The sequence below is a fragment of the Sphingorhabdus sp. genome (assembly GCF_044239665.1).
Taxonomy (GTDB): Bacteria; Pseudomonadota; Alphaproteobacteria; order Sphingomonadales; family Sphingomonadaceae; genus Sphingorhabdus_B.
This window is the reverse complement of sequence record NZ_JBIIBA010000009.1, coordinates 61551-84021: the sequence shown is the minus strand read 5'-3', so window position 1 is coordinate 84021 and position 22471 is coordinate 61551. Positions and strand designations below refer to the sequence as shown.

Genomic DNA, 22471 nt, shown 5'->3' with positions numbered 1-22471 from the left:
CGGGTTCCAACGGTGTGTTTGGTGGCCGAAATGGGCCCCAGCTTCAAGCAATTGCTGCATGGTTACGACAGGTGCCGCCATGGTACTTCTCCTTCCGGTTGAGCCTCTGGGAAACTAGAACGTCACTATTGCCTGAAAGACAAAGATCAGCACCGGTATGTGCGTTTCCCATGTGGAATGAGCGGGCCGATACCGTTGATGGCTAGATTCGTCAAGCACCAATGCTTTTTTCAACATGCAAAACCCGTGATAGCGGCATTTTTGCTGCGGCCCAATTTACACAATATTGATGCCCCATTTTGCCCAGCGTTAGTCCGGCTGCGTCATGCCGCTTGACAGATAAGAACAAATAGTGAACAAAGACGCAAATACGGTGTAAAACCCGAATCAACACGCCGCCCAATTTGGGGCGGAGATCAAAAGGATTAGTGCCATGACTGTCATTGCTTCCCTTCTCTTCCTCACTGCGCTGGTTGCATCCATTGGCGTGATCATGCTGTCCATTCACAACGCCATGCCGCGCATCCAAGAAATTATCGATATGGAATTTGCACCAGCGATGCAGCAAGAGCGCCGGATCATTCTCGGCGATATGCGCCGCTTGGCACCTGCCGCGATCATCGCTTTTCCAAATGCGCCCCGCGCGCAAAACGCAGACCGTTTGGCCGCGTAACACATGCAGCATGGGCGGCACTGTCACCCTTTAATATAAATGGGTATCAAAATGGACCTAGTTGCCGCCTGACCCTAAAGGCTGGCGCATCGCCAATATGCGTTGTGCGAACAAGTTGCACAATAACGAGAGACAAGGCCCTTCCCTCAATTCCCTCAATTCACAAAAAAGGGCGGGTGCTTTCGCCCCGCCCTTTTTACCAATTTCTTGGCATGTGTCTTAGTTGACAGCGTCCTTAAGAGCCTTGCCAGCTTTGAACTTTGGCTGAGTCGATGCCTTGATGGTCATTGGCTCACCAGTACGTGGGTTACGTCCGGTCGATGCCTTACGCTTTGCAACGCCAAAAGTGCCGAAACCAACGAGACGCACTTCGCCGCCGCTCTTCAGAGCGCCAGTGATGGCTTCAAATGTTGCTTCAACAGCTTTGCCAGCATCAGCCTTGGTCAAACCGCTAGCGTCGGCAACTGCACTGACGAGATCTTGCTTGTTCATATGGGAACCCCCTCTTTAAACTATATGAAACTCACTTATTGCTAAATTGAGTCGCGGCCGAGGCCGGTGCGCGGATAATGAGGACATTGTTGAGACTGTCAAAGGAAATATCGGCCTAAAACCGTCATTTTCTGTGAAAAACGGCGCGTTCTGCTTATTGGATACACTTATAGGCAGAAATCACCCAATTAATGTGTCACCGAAGCTCCATTTTCCCCACCGATTCCCGCTGGCAACGCCGCAGCCAGATCATCGGCCTCAGTCCACTCAACGGCCACCAATGGCGCCACAAGCGCACGCGCCAGCACTTGGTCAACATGGCTGACGGGAATGATTTCCAGACCATTTTTGATATTTGCCGGAATATCTACGAGATCCTTCTCATTCTCTTGCGGAATGAGAACTGTTTTGATCCCGCCGCGCAAGGCCGCCAATAATTTTTCCTTCAAACCCCCGATGGGGAGCACCCGGCCGCGCAAGGTCACTTCACCAGTCATCGCTACATCGCGATGCACCGCAATTCCAGTTAGGGTAGACACGATACAGGTGACCATGCCGATACCGGCGGAGGGGCCATCCTTTGGCACTGCGCCTTCGGGAAGGTGAATGTGCACATCCTTGCGGGCAAACAGGCTGGGCTTGATGCCATAGCTCGGCGCGCGCGCCTTCACATAGCTCAAGGCCGCCTGAATGGACTCACTCATGACCTCGCCAAGCTTGCCCGTGGTTTTGATCTGCCCCTTACCGGGCACCGTAACCGCCTCAATCGTGAGCAATTCGCCGCCCACTTCGGTCCAGGCAAGGCCCGTCACTGCGCCAATCTGGTTTTCTTCCTCGCCCATGTCATGGCGATATTTGCGGACACCCGAAAAATCCGCCAGATTTTCCGGAGTAATGGCAATGCTTTTGTCTTTGCCTTCTAAGATACGGCGCAGCGCCTTGCGTGCCAGCTTTGCAATTTCACGCTCCAGAGTGCGGACACCGGCTTCACGTGTGTAGTAACGGATCACATCGCGCATGGCGTCGTCGCTGATGGAAAACTCATCATGCTTCAAGCCATGGGCTTCAATTTGCTTTTCGATCAAATGCCGCTTGGCGATCTCAAGCTTCTCGTCTTCGGTGTAGCCTTCAAGACGGATGATTTCCATCCGGTCCAACAAGGCTTGCGGCAAGTTTAAGCTGTTCGCAGTAGTCACAAACATGACGTCTGACAAATCCAGATCGATTTCCAGATAATGGTCGTTGAACTTGTTGTTCTGTTCCGGGTCAAGCACTTCCAGCAAAGCCGACGCGGGGTCACCTCGGAAATCCTGTCCAAGCTTGTCAATTTCGTCGAGCAGGAACAACGGGTTCATCGTGCCTGCCTTTTTCAAATTTGCCGCGACCTTACCGGGCATCGAACCAATATAGGTTCGGCGGTGACCGCGAATTTCCGCTTCGTCACGCACGCCGCCCAAGGATTGACGAATAAATTCACGGCCCGTGGCCTTGGCAATCGATTTCCCAAGCGACGTCTTGCCGACGCCGGGAGGACCAACGAGGCACAATATCGGCCCCTTCAGCTTGTTCGTGCGGGCTTGCACCGCAAGATATTCGATGATCCGGTCTTTCACCTTTTCCAGTGCAAAATGGTCGGCATCCAAAACATCCTGCGCCTTGGCGATATCCCGCTTAAGCTTCGATTTCTTGCCCCAAGGTATGCCTAGCAACGTATCGAGATAATTTCGGATCACGGTTGCTTCAGCTGACATGGGCGCCATGGCGCGCAGCTTCTTCAATTCCGCATTGGCCTTCGCCTTTGCTTCCTTGGACAGCTTCATCGTGTCGATCTTGGATTGAAGCTCGGCAATCTCGTCGCCGCCTTCGCCATCATCATTTCCAAGCTCGCGCTGGATAGCCTTCATCTGCTCATTCAGATAATATTCGCGCTGGGTCTTCTCCATCTGCCGCTTCACGCGGCCACGGATTTTCTTCTCCACCTGCAAAACGCCAAGCTCGCCTTCCATGAAAGCAAAGGCCATCTCCAAGCGCCGCAACGGGTCGCCTTCCACCAACAGCGACTGCTTATCCGAGACTTTCAATTGTATGTTCGCCGCCACCGCGTCCGCCAGCGCAGAGGGTGTGTCGATCTCGGTCAGTTGCACCGCCGTTTCGGCAGGCATTTTCTTATTCAGCTTCGAATAACTCTCAAATTGCTCGGTAACCGACCGCATCAATGCAGAGGCCTCCGGCCCTTCAGCGTTCTTTTCGGTGATCAGGCTGATATTGGCTTCGACATAATCGTTACCGCGCTCGACAAGATCGCGCAATTCCGCCCGCTGCTTGCCCTCAACCAGCACGCGCACTGTGCCATCGGGCAGTTTCAACAACTGCATGATAGTGGCAGTCACACCGATATTATACAGATCATCCTTGTCAGGATCATCCTCGGCAGGGTCAAGCTGGGCTACCAGAAAAATTTCTTTATTGGCGGCCATCGCCTTTTCAAGCGCAACCACCGATTTGTCGCGTCCGACAAATAACGGCACAATCATGCCTGGAAAAACAACAATGTCGCGCAAAGGCAATAATGGAAGGTTCAGATCCATAGATACTCCAATTGGCAGTCGCCAAAAACGACGAACCACCTGTTCCTCCCCAATATGAGCGCTTTGCACGCGCTTTCAATGCATGTGCTTAGGTGGAGCGCATTTAATTGGGGAAAAGCCGTATTGGAATACGGCATTAAAGCCGTTCGGTTTATTAAAAAGGCAGTTTGAACCCGGGCGGCAATGCCATGCCGCTAGACATCTTGCTCATTTCGGCGTTGCTGGCGGCATCGGCTTTTTCGCGGGCATCGTTAAGGGCTGCTGTGATCAGGTCTTCCAACATGCCCTTGTCCGCTGGCACGATCAGGCTGTCATCTATCGCAACGTTCAAAATGCGGCCTTTGGCGGTCGCGCGGACTTTCACGAGACCACCTCCGGAAACGCCCTCAACTTGAATAACGTCAAGCATCGCCTGCGCTTGTTCCATCTGCTGCTGGATGTTTTGGGCCGCTTCCTGCGCGGCCTTGATCATCTCTTCCATGCTTTTCATGCGCTCTTGCTCCATTTCATGTCATTCTCGTCGCTGTCGAGCAGCTCCGCCTCTGGAAACGCGGCAAAAGCAGCCTTGACCAAAGGTGAATCCAATATAAGTTTTTTGTGCGCTTCTTCTGCCGCCTGTTCTTGCTCCAGCAAGCTTGGCTGCGCTTCGCCAACGCGTTCTTCTAAGTCCCAACGGGTGCCGGTAACCTTGGCCAATGCATCGCGCAATTCAGCCAAGAAGGTCGGTGCAACAGGCCCTGCCAATTGGTACGCCAGCAAAGGCGGCGCATAATCCACAAGGCGGACCACGTCACGCATAGTCATCTCAAGACTGACAAACCCATCCCGCGCTAATCGTTCCAGCAATGCATTGAAATTCGCTGGCATCAATGACTGCACATTTGCCGTTGGTGACACATCATGCGCCGTGGGCGTGGGCGCGGATGCTGCTGATGGAGCCGTAAAAACCCCTTCGCCAATCATCTTGGCCAACTCCCCAGGATCAGGCAGTGTTGTGGCATGAACCACACGCAGCAGAGCCATGTCCGCAGCATCCAGCGGAACTGAAGCGCGGGCAACCTCTTCTTGCCCCTTCAGCAACAACTGCCACAAGCGGTGCAAAACAGGGAAGGATAAACGGTCGGCATGATCATCAACCACCGCTGCAGCCTCGGCATCTAAAGCTTTATCACGCGGCGCACCAACTTTGGCGAGCGTGAGCCGATGGACCTCGGACAAAAGCCCGGCAAACATGGCCAGCGGTTCAACGCCCAAATTATATTGGTTCTTGGCCTCTGCCAGCATTGCCGGCGCGTCGCCTGTCAGAATAAGCCCAAACAGACGGCGGATTGCGCCACGGTCAGAAAGCCCCAACATGTCGCGCACCTGCGCGGCGGTGACCTGTCCATCGCCTTCCATATCGGCATGGGCAATGGCTTGATCGAGGATCGAGAGGCCATCACGAACCGACCCCTCCGCCGCTTGCGCGATCAGGGTCAGCGCCTCTGCTTCGGCGGCAACGGCTTCCTTCGCAGAGATTTCCGCAAAATGCGCCGAAAGCTTCTCGGTGGAAATGCGTTTCAGATCAAAACGCTGGCACCGCGACAAGACGGTAATGGGAACTTTGTTCACCTCAGTCGTGGCAAACAAGAACTTCACATGGCCCGGCGGTTCTTCAAGCGTTTTCAAAAGCGCGTTGAACGCGTTTTTCGACAGCATATGCACTTCGTCGATGATGTAAATCTTGTAGCGCGCGGAAACAGCGGAATAACGCACAGCTTCAATAATCTCTCGCACATCGTCAACGCCGGTATGGCTTGCGGCGTCCATTTCGATGACATCAATGTGCCGGCCCTCGGCGATAGCAACGCAAGGCTCACATATGCCGCACGGGTCGATCGTTGGCCCACCCTGCCCGTCGGTTCCAATGCAGTTCAGCGCCTTAGCAATCAGCCGTGCGGTTGATGTTTTTCCCACCCCGCGCACGCCAGTCATCAAAAATGCATGCGCCAGCCGATCCCGCTTAATGGCGTTGCCTAGAGTCTGCACCATGGCGTCCTGCCCGATAAGCTCGGCAAAAGTCTGTGGCCGGTATTTGCGTGCCAAAACGCGATAGGCCGCGCCGCCGGTCGGGACGGACGCGGAAGCGACTGGCGATGGGGCAACGGACGGCAAATCCAGCCCCAGCCCCAATGCATCATCGGGCATATCCGGGTCGCGTGCGGTGAAATCTGGGCTGTCGGAGTCGGGCATTATCATCTTATTAGAGGCATCACCGACCTTTGTCGAAGTCTTCTCCACCGAAACACGGGGAAAAGTAGGAGCCGAATGACCCGCAGCGAATTCGTTGTGGCTGCTTCCGTCAGGATCTGACCAGGTTGGCGAGTGCCACGTCCATCCGACTCCCACGCCGCATATGGCCGCGACCTCATCGAATTGCAAGACCGGCTGTGGCTATTGGCCAGTGCCGCAATTAAACGGACAAGAAAGGCGCTTTCACGTCGAAGCTTGCCAAAGACTTTATAAGCAAAATGGCAGATTTAAGTGGTTTTGATGCTAATCTTTCAGCCCCTATTCAATTTTCCGATGCTATTTCTATCTAATCGGGTAAATCGCAACAAAATCTCAGGACATAAAATTGGCACGTAAATTTCTCTATATCGTCGCAGCGCTTATCGTCCTCGTTATTGCGGGCGGCTTTGTCATTCGTATCTATGAAAGCGAGTTGACGGAGCTCGCCTTTGTCCCGACGGCCAAGTTTGAACAGCAACCGGCCTTTGAACCTAGCAAATATGCAGGCAATGACATGTGGTTTGCGCGCCCCGGCAAAACAGGCAATCCTGCCGATTGGTTACCGATGGGCGCAGCAAAGGCGGAAATGCCCGGTTCTGCTGCGATATTTTTTGTGCATCCTACATCTTACATTGGCAGGGATTATTGGAACGCCCCGCTAAATGATGCAGAATCACAGGACCGCGCGCGCATGTTCCTACGCGGCCTTGCTTCGCCACTGGCGAGCGCAGGCGAGATGTGGGCCCCGCGGTACCGTCAGGCGGCGATTGGCGCGTTCCTGACCACTAAGCCGGAGGGCCAGCAAGCGCTGAATGCCGCTTATCAAGACGTTCTTCTCGCCTTTGATGAATTTGCGGCAAAGGTACAAAAGGACCGCCCGATCATATTGGCTGGGCATAGCCAAGGTGCGCTACACCTGACACATTTGCTAAAGGACCGCGTAGCAGGAAAGCCAATAGCCAAACGCATTGTCGCCGTATACGCCGTTGGCTGGCCGATTTCAGTGACGGCCGACATGCCGCAAATGGGCTTTCCCGCTTGTACGGATCCCGATGACACCGGCTGCATCATGGCGTGGCAAAGCTTTGCCGAGCCTGCCGAATATGACCGGATCGTCAAAGTCTACAACGCCACAACCGGATTTGACGGTACGCCGCGTAAGGACACGCCGATGCTATGCACCAACCCGTTGAATGGCGGTGCAGAGCCTGCTGCGTTGATGGAGGCGAATTTGGGTACGTTAAAGCCCGATAATGAATTGAAAACCGGCGAAATGATTGTTGGTGCGGTGCCAGCACGATGCGATAACAAGGGGTTCCTCATGATTGGCGATCCGCCGGAAATTGGCCCCTATGTCCTGCCCGGCAACAATTATCATGTATATGACTTCCCCTTATTTTGGGCCAATGTGCGAGCGGATGCGACATGGCGCGTGCAGAAATATCTGCAGAAATGATTTTTGAATCGGTTACCAGCTTTCGCGATCAACTGCCTGAAGGCGGTGTTTTAATCGGGCTTGATGTCGGCAGCAAAACCATTGGGACGGCCTTTTGTGATGCTGGCTGGACTTTCGCCTCGCCCGCGGACCTCATCAAACGTGCCAAGTTTACTAAGGATAAATTCGAATTAAAGGCCACTATCGCGACGCGGCCAACGCGCGGGATTGTGATTGGCTTACCGTTAAATATGGACGGTAGCGAAAGCCCACGCAGCCAGTCCAGCCGCGCCTTTGCGAAAAATATCGAAGATCTGGGCCTTCCGATTTTGCTACGTGACGAACGTTGGTCGACGCAAGCTGTCGAACGCGACATGATCGCCGCCGACATGAGCCGCGCCAAACGCGCCGAAAAAATCGACAGCGGCGCAGCCGCGTTCATCCTGCAAGGCGCGATTGATGCACTGACGAGTGGGTGATGTTGGTTGGCGGGCTTATGGGTGCCTACGGCTCCAGCATGACGATGCAATTACCACCCCACTTTCGTCATGCTGAACTTGTTTCAGCATAACAGGCAACTGTCGTGCGTTATCCTGAAACAAGTTCAGGATGACGGGTGAAATATTATTCGGCTGGGAACACGCTGACAAATCATTTGAGTCTCAGCCAAATTCCCATTAAGGGCATCGCTTTAATGACATGGACAACACCCTTCGCAGCCGACAGCTTTCCAAGCGGGTCGGATGCCTTTCCGCACAAGCATTTGCTTGGTATCGCTGGACTTCAGTCGTGGGAAATTCTCTACATCCTCAAAGAGGCGGAGCAATGGGTTGCCCTCAACCGGGCTGGCGCGGCAAAACATTCTGACACGCTGTCCGGCCTGACCATCATCAACGCCTTTTTCGAAAATTCAACGCGCACCTTGTTGTCGTTTGAAATCGCCGGAAAGCGGCTTGGCGCGGACGTAGTGAATATGCACGCGGCGCAATCGAGCGTGAAAAAGGGCGAAACGCTTATCGACACGGCCATGACGCTGAACGCCATGCGCGCCGACGCCATTGTGATTCGCCACGGCAGTTCCGGTGCGGTCCAATTAATCTCAAGCAAGGTCGACTGCCCTGTCCTCAACGCTGGCGACGGCAGCCATGAGCATCCGACGCAAGCTTTGTTAGACGCGCTGACCATCCTGCGCCGCAAGGGCACGGTCGAAGGTCAAACCGTCGTCATTTGCGGCGACGTTCTGCACAGCCGGGTGGCAAGATCCAATCTGTTTTGCCTCAAATCGCTTGGCGCGGACGTGCGCGTGGTTGCGCCCCCTGCCCTCATGCCCAGCGGGATTGAGGCATTTGGAGCCATTCCCTTTAGTAATTTCGACGCCGCACTGAACGGGGCCGATGTCGTCATGATGCTGCGCCTACAAAGCGAGCGGATGCAGGGCGATTTCATCCCGTCGCCACGTGAATATTTCCATTTATATGGCCTCGATGAACGTCGGTTAGCGTTGGCCAAGCCCGACGCGCTCGTCATGCACCCCGGCCCCATGAACCGCGGCGTCGAAATTGCCAGTAGCGTCGCTGACCATGTCGAGCGCTCGGCCATTACGGAGCAAGTCGAAATGGGCGTTGCCGTGCGAATGGCCTGTCTCGACATATTGACCCGCAAGGCGCGCGGTCAGGAGGGCTGGGCATGACTGGCGTGAACATCATTCAAGGCAAGGTCATCCTGCCCGGCGCGGATAGAGCAGAGCCACTGCATGTGCATATCGAGGACGGCAAAATTGCCTCGCTCGGCAAGGCGGCGCCGATGGCCGAACATATCGACGCCAGCGGGTTGATCGTTGCCCCAGGCATCATTGATTTGGGTGTGTTCAAAACCGATAAACCGGCATTCAGATTTGGCGGGATAACCCGCGCGGCATTGATGCCCGATCAATCGCCTGTGCATGACGATCCAGCGACCGTCCGCTTTGCCGCATTGAAGGGTAAGCCCGACCTATGGGTTCACCCCCTTGCCGCCGCAACTCAAGGCCTTGATGGGCTTCATATGGCGGAAATTGCGCTGATGAAAGAAGCGGGCGCTGTGGGTGTGGCGACGGGCCGCAAATGGATATCCGACAGCGGCGTCATGCTCCGCATCATGCATTATTGCGCCGCTTTAGACCTTCCCGTCATCTTGCATAATGAGGATTCAGGAATAGCCGGCCATGCGGTAGCTACGGCGGGCGAAACAGCCACTTTGCTTGGCCTTTCAAGCGCGCCAATCATTGCCGAAACACTTGCCATCGCCCGCGACCTGATGTTGGCGGAAGAAAGCGGCGCGCATGTCCATTTCCGGCAAGTCACCACCGCACGCGGCCTTGACCTTATTCGTGCGGCAAAGGCGAAGGGCCTGCGCGTCACCTGCGGAATCACGCCCGCACATGTGTTCCTGTCCGACAACGCGATTTCGGATTTCCGCACTTTTGCGCGGCTTTCACCGCCGCTGCGATCCGAAAGCGACCGGCTGGCAACTATTGCCGCGATTGCCGATGGCACGATTGATGTCATTGCGTCGGGCCATGACCCGCGCGGACCGGAGGACAAGCGCCTGCCTTTTTCCGAAAGCGCGCCCGGCATGGCGGGAGCAGAGACATTGCTGGCGCTGTCGCTCAACCTCGTGCGCGATAATGTGATTTCGATGGGCCGTATGTTTGAATTACTCGCGTCAAACCCGGCAAAGATATTGGGATTAAACGCAGGCCAAATACTGGAAGGTAAAGAGGCGGACCTGATTCTGATCGACCCTGATGCACCGTGGCAGGTCGATGGTGACCGCATGGCCGCGCTGGCTGGCAACACACCCTTCGACCGCTTGCCCGTTCAAGGCCGCGTTCGGCACATGCTAAAGGGCGGGAAGCTTATCTAGGCTTAGGCACCCAGTGCCGCGCCCGCCGCATTGACGCCGCATTCAAACGGGCTCCAAGCCCCCATCGGTCACCTTGCGATAAAAGCAGCTTCTTGCTCCAGTATGGCAGGTTGGACCTTGGGGGCGCGCAATTATCCATATGGCGTCTTGATCGCAATCGATGCGCATTTCGACAATATGCAAGACATTGCCGCTGCTTTCACCCTTTTGCCATAGCCGCTGTCGGCTGCGCGAAAAGAATGTAACGCATTGGTTTTCCATGCTTTTTGCAAGCGCCTCTGCATTCATATGCCCGACCATTAACACGGTGCCATCGGCTTCATCCGTGATGACGGCAGTCACCAATCCATTGGCGTCATATTTGGGGTCAAGCGTCCATCCGCTCTCTCGTTCGTCGGTCATATTGGGTTCGTAACCCAACCATCTTTGCCTCGCCAACATTTTCTTTGTTACAATCACACGACAAGGGGGAGACAATTGTAACAGCCATGCCTATAGGCGACGCAGCGAAGCGCAGCGGGATTCGATATATGCTGACCACCGACCCTTTTGATGATGACAAACTGCGTGAGGAATGCGGGATTTTCGGTGTCTATGACACGGAAGGTGCTTCTGCGATGGTGGCGCTCGGCCTTCACGCGCTGCAGCATCGCGGCCAAGAGGCAGCGGGCATCACCAGCTTTGATGAGCATGATTTCCACACGCATCGGGCGATGGGCCATGTCGCGGGCAATTTTGACCGTGAAGAAATCATCGGCGGTTTGGTCGGGCGCTGCGCCATTGGCCATGTGCGTTATTCAACGACCGGCGAAACATCACTGCGCAATGTGCAGCCTTTATATGCCGATCTTGCCACCGGCGGGTTCGCTATTGCGCACAACGGCAATATCTCGAACGCGATGACCCTACGCCGCGACCTTGTGCGTCGTGGTTCAATTTTCCAGTCCACATCCGACACCGAGGTCATCATCCATCTGGTCGCGACCTCCGGTTACCGGACGTTGCTCGACCGATTGATTGATGCGCTGAAACGGGTCGAGGGCGCATATTCGCTCCTGTGCCTGACGACAGAGGGTATGATTGCCTGCCGCGACCCATTGGGCATTCGGCCGTTGGTCATGGGCAAGCTTGGCGACACCATCATCTTTGCTTCGGAAACCGTTGCGCTGGATATTGTTGGCGCGGAATTTATCCGCTCGGTCGAACCGGGCGAACTGGTTGTGGTACGTGGAACGGAAATCCACTCGCACAAGCCGTTCATTCCCATTTCACAACGCCCGTGCATCTTTGAACATGTCTATTTCTCACGCCCCGACTCGATCGTCGAAGGCATCAGCGTCTATTCGGTCCGCAAGGCGATTGGCGCTGAACTTGCGCGCGAAAATGGCATTGATGTAGACTATGTCATTCCAGTGCCAGATAGCGGCACGCCTGCGGCCATTGGCTATGCCGAAGCTGCCAAAATTCCCTTTGAGCTTGGCATTATCCGTTCGCATTATGTCGGCCGCACCTTCATTCAACCCGGCGACGGCGTCCGCCATTTGGGTGTGAAGTTAAAGCATAACGCCAACCGTAATCTCGTCGCGGGCAAACGCATTGTCCTGATCGACGATTCCATCGTGCGCGGCACAACATCTTTGAAAATCGTGCAGATGATGCGTGAAGCAGGGGCCGCTGAAGTGCATATGCGCATTGCAAGTCCTCCAACGATGAACAGCTGCTTTTATGGCGTGGATACCCCCGAGCGCTCGAAACTGCTCGCCAGCCACATGGATGTCGAAGAAATGCGACAGTTTATTCAGGCCGACAGCCTCGCATTCTTGTCCATTGACGGCCTTTATCGCGCGCTTGGCGAAGATTCGCGCCATACGGACAGGCCGCAATATTGCGATGCCTGCTTCACAGGCGATTATCCCACCACCCTGACCGACCATGAGGAGCATGAGGCGAGCGACCTCATGATGCTTGGCGACCAAAAACTGGCATAACCATGACGAAAGCATTTGCAGGCAAAATTGCGCTGGTAACCGGTGCAAGTCGCGGGATTGGCGCGGCGACGGCAACGGCGCTGGCGGCCCAAGGCGCACATGTGATTCTGACCGCGCGGACGGCAAAACATCTTGAGGCTGTCGAAGACGCAATTTTTAACGCCGGCGGCAATGCCACAATAGCACCTTTAGACCTGACCGATGGTGACAGCATTGCGCGGCTTGCAGTTGCCGTCACCGAACGCTGGGGTAAGCTCGATATTCTTGTATTGAACGCTGCCATGCTGGGGACCTTAAGCCCAGTGCCCGCGATTGATGGCGCAGAATTTGCGCGATTATTCACATTGAACGTCACGGCACAACAAGTGATGATTGCATCATTTGATGCCTTGTTACGCAAAAGCGAAGCAGGCCGATTAGTGGCGCTAACCTCCTCCGTTGGCGCAAACCCGCGGGCGTTTTGGGGCGCCTATGGGGCATCAAAAGCGGCTTTGGAAAATTTGGTCGAATGCTATGGCGATGAGGTCAAAAACCTGTCGCAAGTCCGCACCGCAATCGTTGACCCAGGCCGCACACGTACCAAAATGCGCGCTTCGGCCTATCCGGGCGAAGACCCATCAACGGTCAAAGAGCCCTCGGTTGTCGCGGATGCGATTTGCGCTTTGCTGGCGAACGAGTTCACGACCGGGCACAGGTTGGTGGTTGAGGGTTAGCTTTACCAAATCAAAATTTGTCATTCCCGCGAAAGCGGGAATCCATAGGCTGACGACCCAATTTAGACCAAGTGTGCCGTTTTCGCGAACGGCTTCGGCCATGGATTCCCGCTTTCGCGGGAATGACAAGGGTTGTGGGTCGATTAATTTTTCGTTGCAACAAATGCAGCCAACGCCCGCTCACGCGCCGCTTTATGCCCGATAATCTTGCGCGGATAGCTTTTCGGGCGCGCGCCATATTCATCGGGATCGTGGATATAGGGCTCGCGCAGCTCCGCCAATTCAGGCACCCATTCACGAATATAGCGTGCGGCATCGAATTTCTCCGATTGCGACAACGGCGCCATGATGCGCACGAACATGTTGCTGTCGACACCCGTGCCAGCGGTCCACTGCCAATTCACGCTATTGCTGCCATAATCGGCATCGACCAAAGTATCCCAAAACCACTTCTCGCCTTCGCGCCAGTCAATCAGCAGATGTTTGACCAAGAACGATGCCGCAATCATGCGCACGCGGTTGTGCATCCAACCTGTTGCCCATAATTGCCGCATTCCGGCATCGACGATGGGATAGCCTGTCTTGCCCTTGGTCCATGCGACAAAATCGGCCTTTACCGATGGATCGGATAGATCGCGCCACGGCAGCCTGTCGAAAGCCTCGCGCGCATTTTTTCCGCCATATTCCGGCATCTGGACAATGACATTCTGCGCATAGTCCCGCCAGACCAGTTCTTTGAGGAACACATCCACCGAGCCACCCGCCTGCATGGTTGCATGCCAGCAAGCCGCAGGCGAAATCTCGCCAAAGTGCAAATGCGCGGACAGAAAGGAGGAGCCCTCGACCGACGGCAGGTTGCGTTTCTCATCATAGAATTTTGCCTTGTCGACAAAATCCTCCAGCCGCTTTTTGGCTCCCGCCTCACCGGGCGTCCACATGCCAACCATGTCGCTCGACCAATCGGGCTTGGTCGGTAGCAAGTTCCATGCAACGATATCCTCGCTCGCTGGCCAGTGCTCCGGCGCAGCGAGTTGCGTGGGCGGTGCCAATGGCGCTGGCGGAGGCATATGCTGCCACAAAGCGCGCATGAACGGCGTGTAAATCTTATACTGCCCGCCGCTGCCCGTGGTCACGCTGCCGGCGGGAAGCAGATAATTGCCATCATGGCACACAAACGCCGTACCCTCGTGCAATCCGGTCGCGACCGCTTTTTCGGCATTGCGCCACCATGGTTCATAATGGCGGATGCCATGTATCGCCGCAGCCTTGGTCTCTTCGGCCAATGCGCACAAAATCTCGTCAGATTTGCCCGCCCGCAAGATCAACCTTGACCCAAGCGCCCGTAAATCCGAATCCAACGCCGTCAGACTGTGGTGCAGCCACCAGCGCGAAGCAGCCCCCATCTTGCGATGCTTTGGCGTGTCGTCGTCGAGGATATAAACCGGAATGATCGGCGCGCCGCTAGCTACCGCAGTCGCCAATGCTGGCTGATCCGATAGGCGTAAATCACGGCGGAACCAGACTATCATAGGTGCTGTCATTTGCCCTCATCTCCGATTGGAAAGGATACAGAAAACCGATCACCAACCATCGGGTCGACAAAGCGTTGGTCGGACACTTTCAACATCTTCTGATCGCCTGCACTTAGGATTTGCGCGACGGGCATGCGGGACCAGAAAAGCAAAGGTGACTGATCAACGACATTTGCCGCAAACGACCGCTTATCGTCCACGCCCATGTGATGCGCACGTGCATTGTCATCGATGCGGACGTCATCGAACGCCGTATAAATGCCCTGCCCATAATATCTGTCGTCGCGCCACAGCATTTCCCGTTTCCAGAATTTCACGGGAACGGGGTTTGCGACCACCAAAGTGGGAACAAGGTCATGCTTTTGCCGCACGGCCTTCACCGTCAATTGCTCCGCGTGGCCAGTTATCAGGCCATTGGCCAAAATATACGCACAAATGGCCGTGAAGCTCACCAAGGCCGGCGCGCGCCAGCTTGTGCCAAGACGTTCACGACGTTGCGACATCCAGACACCGGCAATCAATGCGGCCCATAACCAGATATCGATAATGAACAAAGTATCGCCGTAGAACCACTGACTAGAAAACGGCTCCAGCAAACGAATGCCATAGCTGTTGAACCAATCCAACAAGGGATGGCTGAGGCAGCCGATATAGGCCAAGACCAGCAGCCAGCCCTTATGTACTGGCAACCGCTTTTCCGGCCGTTTACCGCGTTTTGCCTGCCACTGGTCAAACCACAGCATGATACCCCAAAGCAAAAGCGGCAGAACCAACATCGCAATCGGCCCGTGCGTCAACCCCCGCCGCAAGGCCAGATGCTGTTGCCCGCCAAGCAAGGTCGCCACGGCGTCGATATCCGGGATGTTCGCCGCGATAACAAGCGTCGGCATCGCAAGTCCCGTTTTCCGCTTGAACCCCATTTGCCCAATGAGCGCGCCGACAAGGCTATGTGTGAGATTATCCATATCTCCGCTGCTGGCGGAATGGTGCCAGAATGGCAATACGGCGTTATCGCTATGCGGATTTTGTGCACACAAAATGGACTCACGCAGAGGCGCAGAGGACGCGGAGAGAAAAAATAAACAAGTTTGAGCAGATTGCCCTACCTCGTCATTCCAAAAAAAGACGAAGATAACTAAGGGTAAACGGCCATATCAAGGCTGCACGCCGCTCAGGCGTATCCCACATCCCGACCCTATCGAAGGACGTAACCCGAACGGACGCGGCGTTTGCCACTTCTTCTATTCTGCCTGCCTTCGTACGAACCAAATCGCCTTACGACCCAATATGCTGGACCTGCCTCGACAGCCGACCTATTAGGCTTTGAACATGGAGATACAAATGCCTGAAACCACACCTTTTGTTCGCCCCGACGTGGCCTTGTTCCTGCAATTTTTGAATGCCGTTCCCGGTCCTAAATTTTGGGAGGTTTCCGCCGATGAAGCCCGCGCTATCACGTCCGCGATGCGCGATGTCGCCGATGCGCCAGTGGGTGAACTGGCCGTCATGCGCGATATAGACATTCCCGGTCCTGCAGGAACAATCCCCGCCCAGGTTTATGACAGCCGCCCCGACCGTGGCCCTGGCCCGGCCATGGTGTTTTACCATGGCGGCGGTTTTGTGATTGGCAGCCTATATACCTATGCGCCTTATTGCGCCGAAGTTGCGCGTTTGCTCGACCTACCCGTCATCTCCATCGATTATCGTCTATCGCCGGAATATCCCTTTCCCGCCCCTGCGGAAGATTGCGAAGCGGCAACGCGGTGGATCGCGTCTAGCCCAGCGGAATTGGGCCTTACGGTAACAGGCCTCATCACATCAGGCGATAGCGCGGGTGGCAACCTGACCATTGTGACCACCATGGCCCTGCGCGACAAACCTGCTGCTGTACCGGTGCTGGTGCAGTTTCCCATTTACCCCGTCGTCACACTTGACCCCGACTGGCCAAGCATGCGCAAATTTGCCAATGGTTATTTGCTGACTGAAGAAGCCATGACCTATTTCGGCGAAGGCCATGCAGCGGTGCCGGGAGACTATCGCTCGGAACCGCTAAACTTCCCACAAGAAGGCATGCCGCCCAGCCTGGTGACCACAGCCAGCCTTGACCCCTTGCGGGATCAGGGCCTCGCTTATGTCGAAAAGCTGAAACAAGCGGGTGTGCGCGTCCAACATATCAGCGCCGATGGCAATATCCACGGCCATATCAACATTCGCCAAGCCATTCCTTCGGTCCAAAATGATGTTGACGGCTATATCAAGGCTTTGAAAATCATGCTCGCTGAAGTAACGCTCGCCGCATGACCGCTATATTTGATGAACTCCCTTACCGCCCTTGCGCGGGCATCATGCTTGCAAATATGCAAGGCAAGATATTCGTAGGGCAACGCCTGGACAAGCCCGAAGACACTGACGCATGGCAAATGCCGCAGGGCGGCATTGACGACGGCGAAGACCCCGAAGCCGCCGCATTACGCGAATTATTCGAAGAGACGGGCGTTCGCGCTGATTTGGTGGATGTTCTGGCCCGTAGCAAGGATGAGCATTTTTACGACCTACCCGACGATATGATTGGCCGGATCTGGAAGGGCAAATATCGCGGTCAGCGGCAAATGTGGTTTTTGATGCGGTTCAAGGGTACAGATGGCGATATCAACATTGAAACCGAGCATCAGGAGTTTAGTAGTTGGCAATGGGTGGACGCCCCCCGTTTGCCGCAACTTATCGTGCCGTTTAAAAAGCGGTTGTACGAAAATATTCTCGCCGAATTTTCCGACCTGATTTAGGGCCACGACCCTATTTAGGCTCTGCTATTGCGCCTAATTTCGCTTTCAGGTCAACCGCGCTTGCCTGCGCCTGTTCTTTGCGAGACGCAGCGTCGATGGCGAGCGAAAGCCTGTCTACAGAACCGCAATCGGCACGGCACACATTGGTCAGACGGGCCATATTCTTGCGTGCCTGTTCCAGCGCGCCTTTTGCAATAAAGGCATCGGCTTGCTCCGCCAAAGCGATCTGGTCGTTGGGATCAATCTCAAGCGCTTCTGTATAAAATCCGATAGCCTTCCCGTTCAACCCTTGGCCCTTTACGGCGCGCGCCATGGCGACATAAGCGGCGCGGTTGCGCGGATCTACGGCAAGCGCGCTTTCATACCAACCGATGGCGCTATCGACTCGGCCAGCGCTGGCTTCTTCATCGCCAGTTTTCACCAAAGCGATTGAACGCGCATCAATATCTTTATCCGCCCGTCCGCTAATGCTGGCGCTCGACATAACAGCGAGCGTGAGTGACAGGGCAATGGCCGCGGGAGAAAAACGCATAATCAATATCCAAATATTTTTCACTCGCTTCGCTATCACAGCTTTTGAAGCCTCGCGAAGAAAAATCCGTCGCTAGTGTCATGTAAAGGCGTCAGCAGCACACCATCGCCATCGGCACGGCCCATGGAAACCCCGGTTTCCACCGCCCGCCAGCCATTATGCGATTTCAAAAACGCTGCCACTTGTCCCTTGCCCTCATTTTCGATGAGCGAGCATACAGCATAAACCAAATGCCCGCCGCGCGCGACCATTTCCGACCCAATGTCCAGCAGCTTGGCCTGTTCATCAACCACACGCTTCAACCGTGCAGAGTCCAAACGCCAGCGCGTTTCGGGATTCCGCCGCCACGTCCCACTGCCAGAGCAAGGCGCGTCGATCAGCACAAGGTCGCAGCCGCCCTTAAGGTCAGACAGCATATCCTTCTCTTTATTTGGGTTCAGCAATCGTGTTTCGACATTTGTCGCCCCTGCCCGTGCGGCACGCGGTTTTAGCTGGTCCAGACGATTCCGGTTGGTGTCGGTGGCAATTAAGCGTCCAGCGTTGCGCATCGCTGCAGCCAAGGCAAGCGTCTTGCCGCCTGCACCAGCGCACAGGTCAAGCACCGTGCCAAGCCCCTTGGCCTGACAGGCCTCGACGATGAGCTGGCTTCCCAAATCCTGAATTTCGACCTGCCCATTTTCAACCGCAGGGTGGCTGTCGATCGCCGTGCCGCCGGGTAAACGCAGCGCAAATTCGAGCGCTGGCAATTTTTCCGCCTCCGGCAGCAACGCGGCGACTTCGTCCCGACGGGCCTTTAACGCATTGACGCGCAGGTCCATCGGCGCGCGGTCCAGCAAGGATGCTTGCTCTGCTTCATCGACATGTTCAGAGAATAAAGGCTTTATCCATTTGGGCAAAGCGCCGCCCGTTGATCGCGCCTCCGCCGGGTCAATAACTGCCGGGCCATAATCGCTACCATCGAACAAAGCGGCCAATTCTGGGTCCACATCCGCCATCGCGGCGAAGGCCGAGCGCGCGGTTGCCGGTCGCTTGCCAAAGCGCCGGATAACACCCCATGCCAAATCGCGCACAGCGCGGCGGTCCTTTGACCCCGCATAGCGCCGCTCGGCAAAAAAGCGTTTGGCAATCTGGTCTGCGGACGCACCGCCATCGCGGGCCGCAAGGATGATCTGGTCCACCAGCTCAATCGCCGATTGTAGGCGCGCAGCGGGCCTCATGTCTTAACGCGTCGGGTAATTAGGTGCTTCGCGTGTAATGGTAACGTCATGAACATGGCTTTCCCGTAATCCGGCATTGGTGATGCGCACGAATTGCGCGCGTTCCTGAAGGTCAGCGATGGTGCGCGAACCTGTATAACCCATGGCAGCCTTGACGCCGCCGACAAGCTGATGAATGACATCACGTGCGGGCCCTTTAAAGGGCACTTGCCCCTCAATGCCTTCGGGAACCAGCTTAAGCTGGTCCTTGATATCTTGCTGAAAATAGCGGTCTGCGGATCCGCGCGCCATCGCCCCGACGCTGCCCATGCCGCGATAGCTTTTATAGGCGCGGCCTTGATATAGGAATGTCTCGCCCGGTGCCTCTTCGGTGCCCGCCAACAAAGATCCGACCATCACCGAAGACGCACCCGCCGCAAGCGCCTTGGCAACATCGCCCGATGTCCGCAAACCGCCATCGGCGATCACCGGTATCCCGGATTTTGCGGCTTCGGCTGCCGATTCCATGATTGCCGTCAATTGCGGCACGCCAACGCCCGCAACCACGCGGGTGGTACAGATTGACCCAGGGCCAATGCCAACCTTTATGCCATCTGCGCCCGCATCAATCAAAGCGCGGGTGGCAGCGGCGGTTGCGACATTGCCAGCAACAATTTGAACCTCTGGCGCCATGCGCTTGATTTCGGCAACCGCAGCGGCAACCATCGCGCTATGACCATGCGCGGTGTCAACGACGATCAGGTCACATTCCGCGTCAATTAACGCCTTTGTATAGGCCAAGCCCTTTTCACCCACGGTGGTCGCTGCGGCGACGCGCAACCGTCCGGCGCCATCCTTGGTGGCATTGGGGTAAAGAACGGCCTTCTCGATATCCTTGACCGTAATCAGCCCAATGCAATGATAGGCATCGTCGACAACCAACAATTTCTCAATCCGTCGCTGATGCAGCAAACGGCGGGCTTCTTCTTGAGTGACCGACGCCGACACCGTCGCCAAATTTTCGTGCGTCATCAGCTCGGACACAGGCTGCGCCGGATTTTCCGCAAAGCGAACATCGCGGTTGGTCAATATGCCCGCAAGCTTGCCGCTCGCTTCGACCACCGGAATGCCAGAAATGGCATTTGCCAACATCAACGCCTGCGCTTCCGCCAAAGTTGCATCTGGCGCAATGGTGATGGGATTGACGACCATGCCGCTTTCAAAACGCTTTACCTGACGCACCGCTGCGCATTGTTCTTCGATGCTGAGATTGCGGTGTAAAACACCAATGCCGCCCAACTGCGCCATGACGATGGCCATACGCGCCTCGGTCACCGTATCCATGGCTGATGACAAAACGGGAATATTCAATGCAATGCTTTTGGTCAGCCGCGTCCGCGTGTCCGCTTGGCTGGGCAAAATGTCGGACGCGCCGGGCTGCAACAGCACGTCGTCAAATGTCAGACCGAGGGGAATTTCTTTCATGGGGCCACCGCTTTAAGCTTTGATTCGTGGCGGCCCATGTAAACAGTAACCGGTTTATTCGCCAGCCTTCTTCGATTTATATTTTCGCGTGTCGGCAAAGTGGCGGCCAAGTGCAATATGCAGGTCGGTATCTTCGGCTGCACCGCCCAATTCCGTCCTGTCGGTCAACTGGTCATTGGGGCCATGATAGTCACTACCCAAAAATTTCTGCAACAGGTTTAAGTCGGCGAATGAACCGCCCACCATCAACGCAGGAACACCCTTTTGCGTCAGCGCCCATCCGTCCTGCCGTTGAAGGAAGGCATTAGCATCGGTTGAACCGTCAATCGCACGCCCGATCTTCTTTGCCACGGCTTCAACCTCGGCATCGAGCGGCGTTGTTCCCCGACCAATAATCGCCACCTTCGACCCGCGTGGAGCAATCGCGATGGTGTCGACATTTAACGACAATATGATCTGGTCCAAAGGCAGCACAGGTTTATCGGCAAAGGCATAGGCACCCAGCAAACCGCTCTCCTCTGCTGTCGTCGCCAGAAAATAGATATCGCGGTCATGCTTCTTCTTTGCCAAAGCTTCGGCAACTTCGTTCATCACCGCAATGCCGCTGGCGTTATCGACTGCGCCATTACAAATACGGTCGGGCGCGCCTTCGGGGCCACAAATGCCCAGATGGTCCCAATGCCCCATGAACAACAGCGCACCGCTGTTCTTTTTGCGCCCAGCGATCTTGCCGATGACGTTTGAACTGTTGAAACGATACAGATCGGTTTTCACGTCCAGATCGGCGTCAATGCCAAGCGCTTCGCCCACATAATCGGCCTGTTTGGCGTTGGCGCGCAACTTATCCCAATCCTGTCCAGCCGCTGTCACCAAACCGACCATGAACTCGCTGCTGATGGCGCCTTCCAATGGCGCGCGTTTCTCTCGGGTCTCAAGTGTGATTGGGCGCGATAAAAGCTGACGGCGCAATGTTGGCCAATTGCCTTGGCTATCGCCCACGAAAATGACCGCTTCTGCGCCCGCCGCAATCAAGGCCTCGCGGCGCGCACGCGGTGATTTCATATTGTCGGGCACATTGTCGGCACCAAATAGCACAACAGCCGCCTTACCCTTGACGTCAGCGGCCACCTTACCGTTCGATGTCACGCCTGCGCCTGTGAATATCAATGGCAGATTGCTGCGCGCATAGGTCGCTTGCTGACCGATCAAAACAATATCATCTGACACGATCCGCAATTTGCGGCCCTTTGCGGTAAACCCATAAGTAGAACTGCCCTGCCCGCGTTGAATAAGCGGCACTGGGTCAAACCAGCTACCATCAGATGCCGCAGGCTTTAGCCCCGCTTTAGCCCATGCTTCGGCAATATATTTTACCGTCTTGGCCTCACCCGCCGTGCCCGGCTTGCGCCCTTCAAATGCATCACTGGCTAATATCTCGATATGGCCGCGCAAATCCGCTTCGGTTACGCCTTTTGCAGATAATGGGCCGGAAGCCAGCGCGGCGACGCTTACAAGAAAGGCAAAACGGGCAAGGCGCATATGTATCGCTCCGGATCAGGATATCACGCCACCTATCGCATGTCGGAAACGTTCTATCGTCTATTTCGCTTGCTCTACATGCATCGATTCAATCATGCGACCCTTAATTCGTTGCGCACCCCCTCGGTTCGCCGCAATTTATTCTCCCGTTTCGGCAACCGCCGCTGGATCTGGGCCAAAGGCCAGATCAGCGATCATAATCCTATTGGGAAGGAGTAAGTTCAGGGCTAGCGTCGGTAACATTTAAATACACCTTCGCGGCGTCAAAATGACCTCAAACCAGGAAGGTGGATATAATGGGCCCTCACCCTAAGCCGTCGGTATTATTTGCGGTCTCTAA

General features: G+C 55.5%; 20 protein-coding genes, 1 other RNA gene and 1 pseudogene. 9 read left to right on the top strand and 13 right to left on the bottom strand.

From position 1 onward, the window contains the following. A pseudogene (locus tag ACILP3_RS04675) lies at nucleotides 1–81 on the bottom strand (30S ribosomal protein S2); the annotation flags it as partial. Nucleotides 82–433: 352 nt separating this feature from the next. Between ACILP3_RS04675 and ACILP3_RS04670 the strand changes: the two are divergent. Beyond that, nucleotides 434–673, top strand: a complete 240-nt coding sequence (locus ACILP3_RS04670; RefSeq protein WP_395615503.1) for a hypothetical protein — start codon at nucleotides 434–436, stop codon at nucleotides 671–673. A 219-nt stretch (nucleotides 674–892) separates the two neighbouring features. Here ACILP3_RS04670 and ACILP3_RS04665 read toward each other — a convergent pair whose 3' ends face one another. From ACILP3_RS04665 to ffs, 5 genes are all read right to left on the bottom strand, one after another. Further along, on the bottom strand, nucleotides 893–1165 hold the full coding sequence (locus ACILP3_RS04665) for an HU family DNA-binding protein (RefSeq protein ID WP_295443736.1): 273 nt from the start codon (nucleotides 1163–1165) through the stop codon (nucleotides 893–895). Between the two features lie 188 nt (nucleotides 1166–1353). Continuing rightward, the gene (gene lon, locus ACILP3_RS04660; RefSeq protein ID WP_395615502.1) at nucleotides 1354–3753 is read right to left on the bottom strand and encodes an endopeptidase La; all 2400 of its coding nucleotides are present in this window, start codon (nucleotides 3751–3753) and stop codon (nucleotides 1354–1356) included. A 154-nt stretch (nucleotides 3754–3907) separates the two neighbouring features. After that, nucleotides 3908–4243 (bottom strand): YbaB/EbfC family nucleoid-associated protein, encoded by a 336-nt coding sequence (locus tag ACILP3_RS04655; protein ID WP_395615501.1) that lies wholly within the window; start codon nucleotides 4241–4243, stop codon nucleotides 3908–3910. Further along, nucleotides 4240–5985 carry a DNA polymerase III subunit gamma/tau gene (locus ACILP3_RS04650; RefSeq protein ID WP_395615500.1) on the bottom strand — a complete coding sequence of 582 codons (1746 nt, stop codon included), beginning with the start codon at nucleotides 5983–5985 and terminating at the stop codon, nucleotides 4240–4242. The genes ACILP3_RS04655 and ACILP3_RS04650 overlap by 4 nt, the downstream gene beginning before the upstream one ends. A 61-nt stretch (nucleotides 5986–6046) precedes the next feature. Beyond that, an RNA gene (ffs, locus tag ACILP3_RS04645) (signal recognition particle sRNA small type) lies at nucleotides 6047–6141 on the bottom strand. A gap of 229 nt (nucleotides 6142–6370) precedes the next feature. Between ffs and ACILP3_RS04640 the strand changes: the two genes are divergently transcribed. The 4 genes from ACILP3_RS04640 to ACILP3_RS04625 all read left to right on the top strand — a co-directional run bounded on the left by ACILP3_RS04640 (nucleotide 6371) and on the right by ACILP3_RS04625 (nucleotide 10363). Beyond that, nucleotides 6371–7480, top strand: coding sequence for a DUF3089 domain-containing protein (locus tag ACILP3_RS04640; RefSeq protein ID WP_395615499.1), 1110 nt, complete (start codon nucleotides 6371–6373; stop codon nucleotides 7478–7480). Next, on the top strand, nucleotides 7477–7938 hold the full coding sequence (gene ruvX, locus ACILP3_RS04635; RefSeq protein WP_395615498.1) for a Holliday junction resolvase RuvX: 462 nt from the start codon (nucleotides 7477–7479) through the stop codon (nucleotides 7936–7938). Before ACILP3_RS04640 ends, ruvX begins: the two co-directional genes overlap by 4 nt. Nucleotides 7939–8153: 215 nt before the next feature. Next, complete coding sequence (locus ACILP3_RS04630; RefSeq protein ID WP_395615505.1) at nucleotides 8154–9149, top strand: aspartate carbamoyltransferase catalytic subunit; 996 nt, start codon at nucleotides 8154–8156, stop codon at nucleotides 9147–9149. Further along, complete coding sequence (locus ACILP3_RS04625) at nucleotides 9146–10363, top strand: dihydroorotase family protein (protein WP_395615497.1); 1218 nt, start codon at nucleotides 9146–9148, stop codon at nucleotides 10361–10363. Before ACILP3_RS04630 ends, ACILP3_RS04625 begins: the two co-directional genes overlap by 4 nt. Nucleotides 10364–10405: 42 nt before the next feature. Here ACILP3_RS04625 and hisI read toward each other — a convergent pair whose 3' ends face one another. Next, complete coding sequence (gene hisI, locus ACILP3_RS04620; protein WP_395615496.1) at nucleotides 10406–10765, bottom strand: phosphoribosyl-AMP cyclohydrolase; 360 nt, start codon at nucleotides 10763–10765, stop codon at nucleotides 10406–10408. 128 nt (nucleotides 10766–10893) lie between these two features. On the opposite strand from hisI, the gene purF reads away from it, so the two are divergent. Next, nucleotides 10894–12351: an amidophosphoribosyltransferase gene (purF, locus tag ACILP3_RS04615; RefSeq protein ID WP_395615495.1), complete on the top strand. Its 1458-nt coding sequence runs from the start codon at nucleotides 10894–10896 to the stop codon at nucleotides 12349–12351. Between the two features lie 2 nt (nucleotides 12352–12353). Continuing rightward, nucleotides 12354–13064, top strand: coding sequence for an SDR family NAD(P)-dependent oxidoreductase (locus ACILP3_RS04610; protein WP_395615494.1), 711 nt, complete (start codon nucleotides 12354–12356; stop codon nucleotides 13062–13064). 143 nt (nucleotides 13065–13207) lie between these two features. Here the strand turns inward: ACILP3_RS04610 and ACILP3_RS04605 are convergent, their stop codons facing one another. Beyond that, nucleotides 13208–14605, bottom strand: a complete 1398-nt coding sequence (locus ACILP3_RS04605) for a cryptochrome/photolyase family protein (RefSeq protein ID WP_395615493.1) — start codon at nucleotides 14603–14605, stop codon at nucleotides 13208–13210. Then, complete coding sequence (locus tag ACILP3_RS04600) at nucleotides 14602–15561, bottom strand: metal-dependent hydrolase (protein ID WP_395615492.1); 960 nt, start codon at nucleotides 15559–15561, stop codon at nucleotides 14602–14604. Before ACILP3_RS04600 ends, ACILP3_RS04605 begins: the two co-directional genes overlap by 4 nt. A 376-nt stretch (nucleotides 15562–15937) precedes the next feature. Here ACILP3_RS04600 and ACILP3_RS04595 point away from each other — a divergent pair, with 376 nt between their 5' ends. Both ACILP3_RS04595 and ACILP3_RS04590 read left to right on the top strand, forming a co-directional pair. Then, nucleotides 15938–16897 carry an alpha/beta hydrolase gene (locus ACILP3_RS04595; protein ID WP_395615491.1) on the top strand — a complete coding sequence of 320 codons (960 nt, stop codon included), beginning with the start codon at nucleotides 15938–15940 and terminating at the stop codon, nucleotides 16895–16897. Further along, nucleotides 16894–17379, top strand: coding sequence for an RNA pyrophosphohydrolase (locus ACILP3_RS04590; RefSeq protein ID WP_395615490.1), 486 nt, complete (start codon nucleotides 16894–16896; stop codon nucleotides 17377–17379). Before ACILP3_RS04595 ends, ACILP3_RS04590 begins: the two co-directional genes overlap by 4 nt. A gap of 10 nt (nucleotides 17380–17389) precedes the next feature. On the opposite strand, the gene ACILP3_RS04585 is transcribed toward ACILP3_RS04590, so the two are convergent. From ACILP3_RS04585 to ACILP3_RS04570, 4 genes are read right to left on the bottom strand one after another with little or no spacing between them, the layout of a single operon-like run. Further along, entirely contained in the window at nucleotides 17390–17911 is a 522-nt protein-coding gene (locus ACILP3_RS04585; RefSeq protein WP_395615489.1) for a hypothetical protein, read from the bottom strand. A 35-nt stretch (nucleotides 17912–17946) separates the two neighbouring features. Continuing rightward, a complete protein-coding gene (locus tag ACILP3_RS04580; protein WP_395615488.1) occupies nucleotides 17947–19128 on the bottom strand; it encodes an RsmB/NOP family class I SAM-dependent RNA methyltransferase in 1182 nt (393 codons plus the stop codon). Between the two features lie 3 nt (nucleotides 19129–19131). Continuing rightward, nucleotides 19132–20592 (bottom strand): IMP dehydrogenase, encoded by a 1461-nt coding sequence (gene guaB, locus ACILP3_RS04575; protein WP_395615487.1) that lies wholly within the window; start codon nucleotides 20590–20592, stop codon nucleotides 19132–19134. A 54-nt stretch (nucleotides 20593–20646) separates the two neighbouring features. Beyond that, nucleotides 20647–22131 (bottom strand): M28 family peptidase, encoded by a 1485-nt coding sequence (locus ACILP3_RS04570; RefSeq protein ID WP_395615486.1) that lies wholly within the window; start codon nucleotides 22129–22131, stop codon nucleotides 20647–20649. Nucleotides 22132–22471 lie beyond the last annotated feature (340 nt).

Bases quoted from the DNA above. Each gene is read 5' to 3' on its own strand.
- ACILP3_RS04670 (WP_395615503.1), top strand. From the start codon at position 434: ATGACTGTCATTGCTTCCCTTCTCTTCCTCACTGCGCTGGTTGCATCC.
- ACILP3_RS04665 (WP_295443736.1), bottom strand. From the start codon at position 1,165: ATGAACAAGCAAGATCTCGTCAGTGCAGTTGCCGACGCTAGCGGTTTG.
- lon (WP_395615502.1), bottom strand. From the start codon at position 3,753: ATGGATCTGAACCTTCCATTATTGCCTTTGCGCGACATTGTTGTTTTT.
- ACILP3_RS04655 (WP_395615501.1), bottom strand. From the start codon at position 4,243: ATGAAAAGCATGGAAGAGATGATCAAGGCCGCGCAGGAAGCGGCCCAA.
- ACILP3_RS04650 (WP_395615500.1), bottom strand. From the start codon at position 5,985: ATGCCCGACTCCGACAGCCCAGATTTCACCGCACGCGACCCGGATATG.
- ruvX (WP_395615498.1), top strand. From the start codon at position 7,477: ATGATTTTTGAATCGGTTACCAGCTTTCGCGATCAACTGCCTGAAGGC.
- ACILP3_RS04630 (WP_395615505.1), top strand. From the start codon at position 8,154: ATGACATGGACAACACCCTTCGCAGCCGACAGCTTTCCAAGCGGGTCG.
- ACILP3_RS04625 (WP_395615497.1), top strand. From the start codon at position 9,146: ATGACTGGCGTGAACATCATTCAAGGCAAGGTCATCCTGCCCGGCGCG.
- hisI (WP_395615496.1), bottom strand. From the start codon at position 10,765: ATGACCGACGAACGAGAGAGCGGATGGACGCTTGACCCCAAATATGAC.
- purF (WP_395615495.1), top strand. From the start codon at position 10,894: ATGCTGACCACCGACCCTTTTGATGATGACAAACTGCGTGAGGAATGC.
- ACILP3_RS04610 (WP_395615494.1), top strand. From the start codon at position 12,354: ATGACGAAAGCATTTGCAGGCAAAATTGCGCTGGTAACCGGTGCAAGT.
- ACILP3_RS04605 (WP_395615493.1), bottom strand. From the start codon at position 14,605: ATGACAGCACCTATGATAGTCTGGTTCCGCCGTGATTTACGCCTATCG.
- ACILP3_RS04600 (WP_395615492.1), bottom strand. From the start codon at position 15,561: ATGGATAATCTCACACATAGCCTTGTCGGCGCGCTCATTGGGCAAATG.
- ACILP3_RS04595 (WP_395615491.1), top strand. From the start codon at position 15,938: ATGCCTGAAACCACACCTTTTGTTCGCCCCGACGTGGCCTTGTTCCTG.
- ACILP3_RS04590 (WP_395615490.1), top strand. From the start codon at position 16,894: ATGACCGCTATATTTGATGAACTCCCTTACCGCCCTTGCGCGGGCATC.
- ACILP3_RS04585 (WP_395615489.1), bottom strand. From the start codon at position 17,911: ATGCGTTTTTCTCCCGCGGCCATTGCCCTGTCACTCACGCTCGCTGTT.
- ACILP3_RS04580 (WP_395615488.1), bottom strand. From the start codon at position 19,128: ATGAGGCCCGCTGCGCGCCTACAATCGGCGATTGAGCTGGTGGACCAG.
- guaB (WP_395615487.1), bottom strand. From the start codon at position 20,592: ATGAAAGAAATTCCCCTCGGTCTGACATTTGACGACGTGCTGTTGCAG.
- ACILP3_RS04570 (WP_395615486.1), bottom strand. From the start codon at position 22,131: ATGCGCCTTGCCCGTTTTGCCTTTCTTGTAAGCGTCGCCGCGCTGGCT.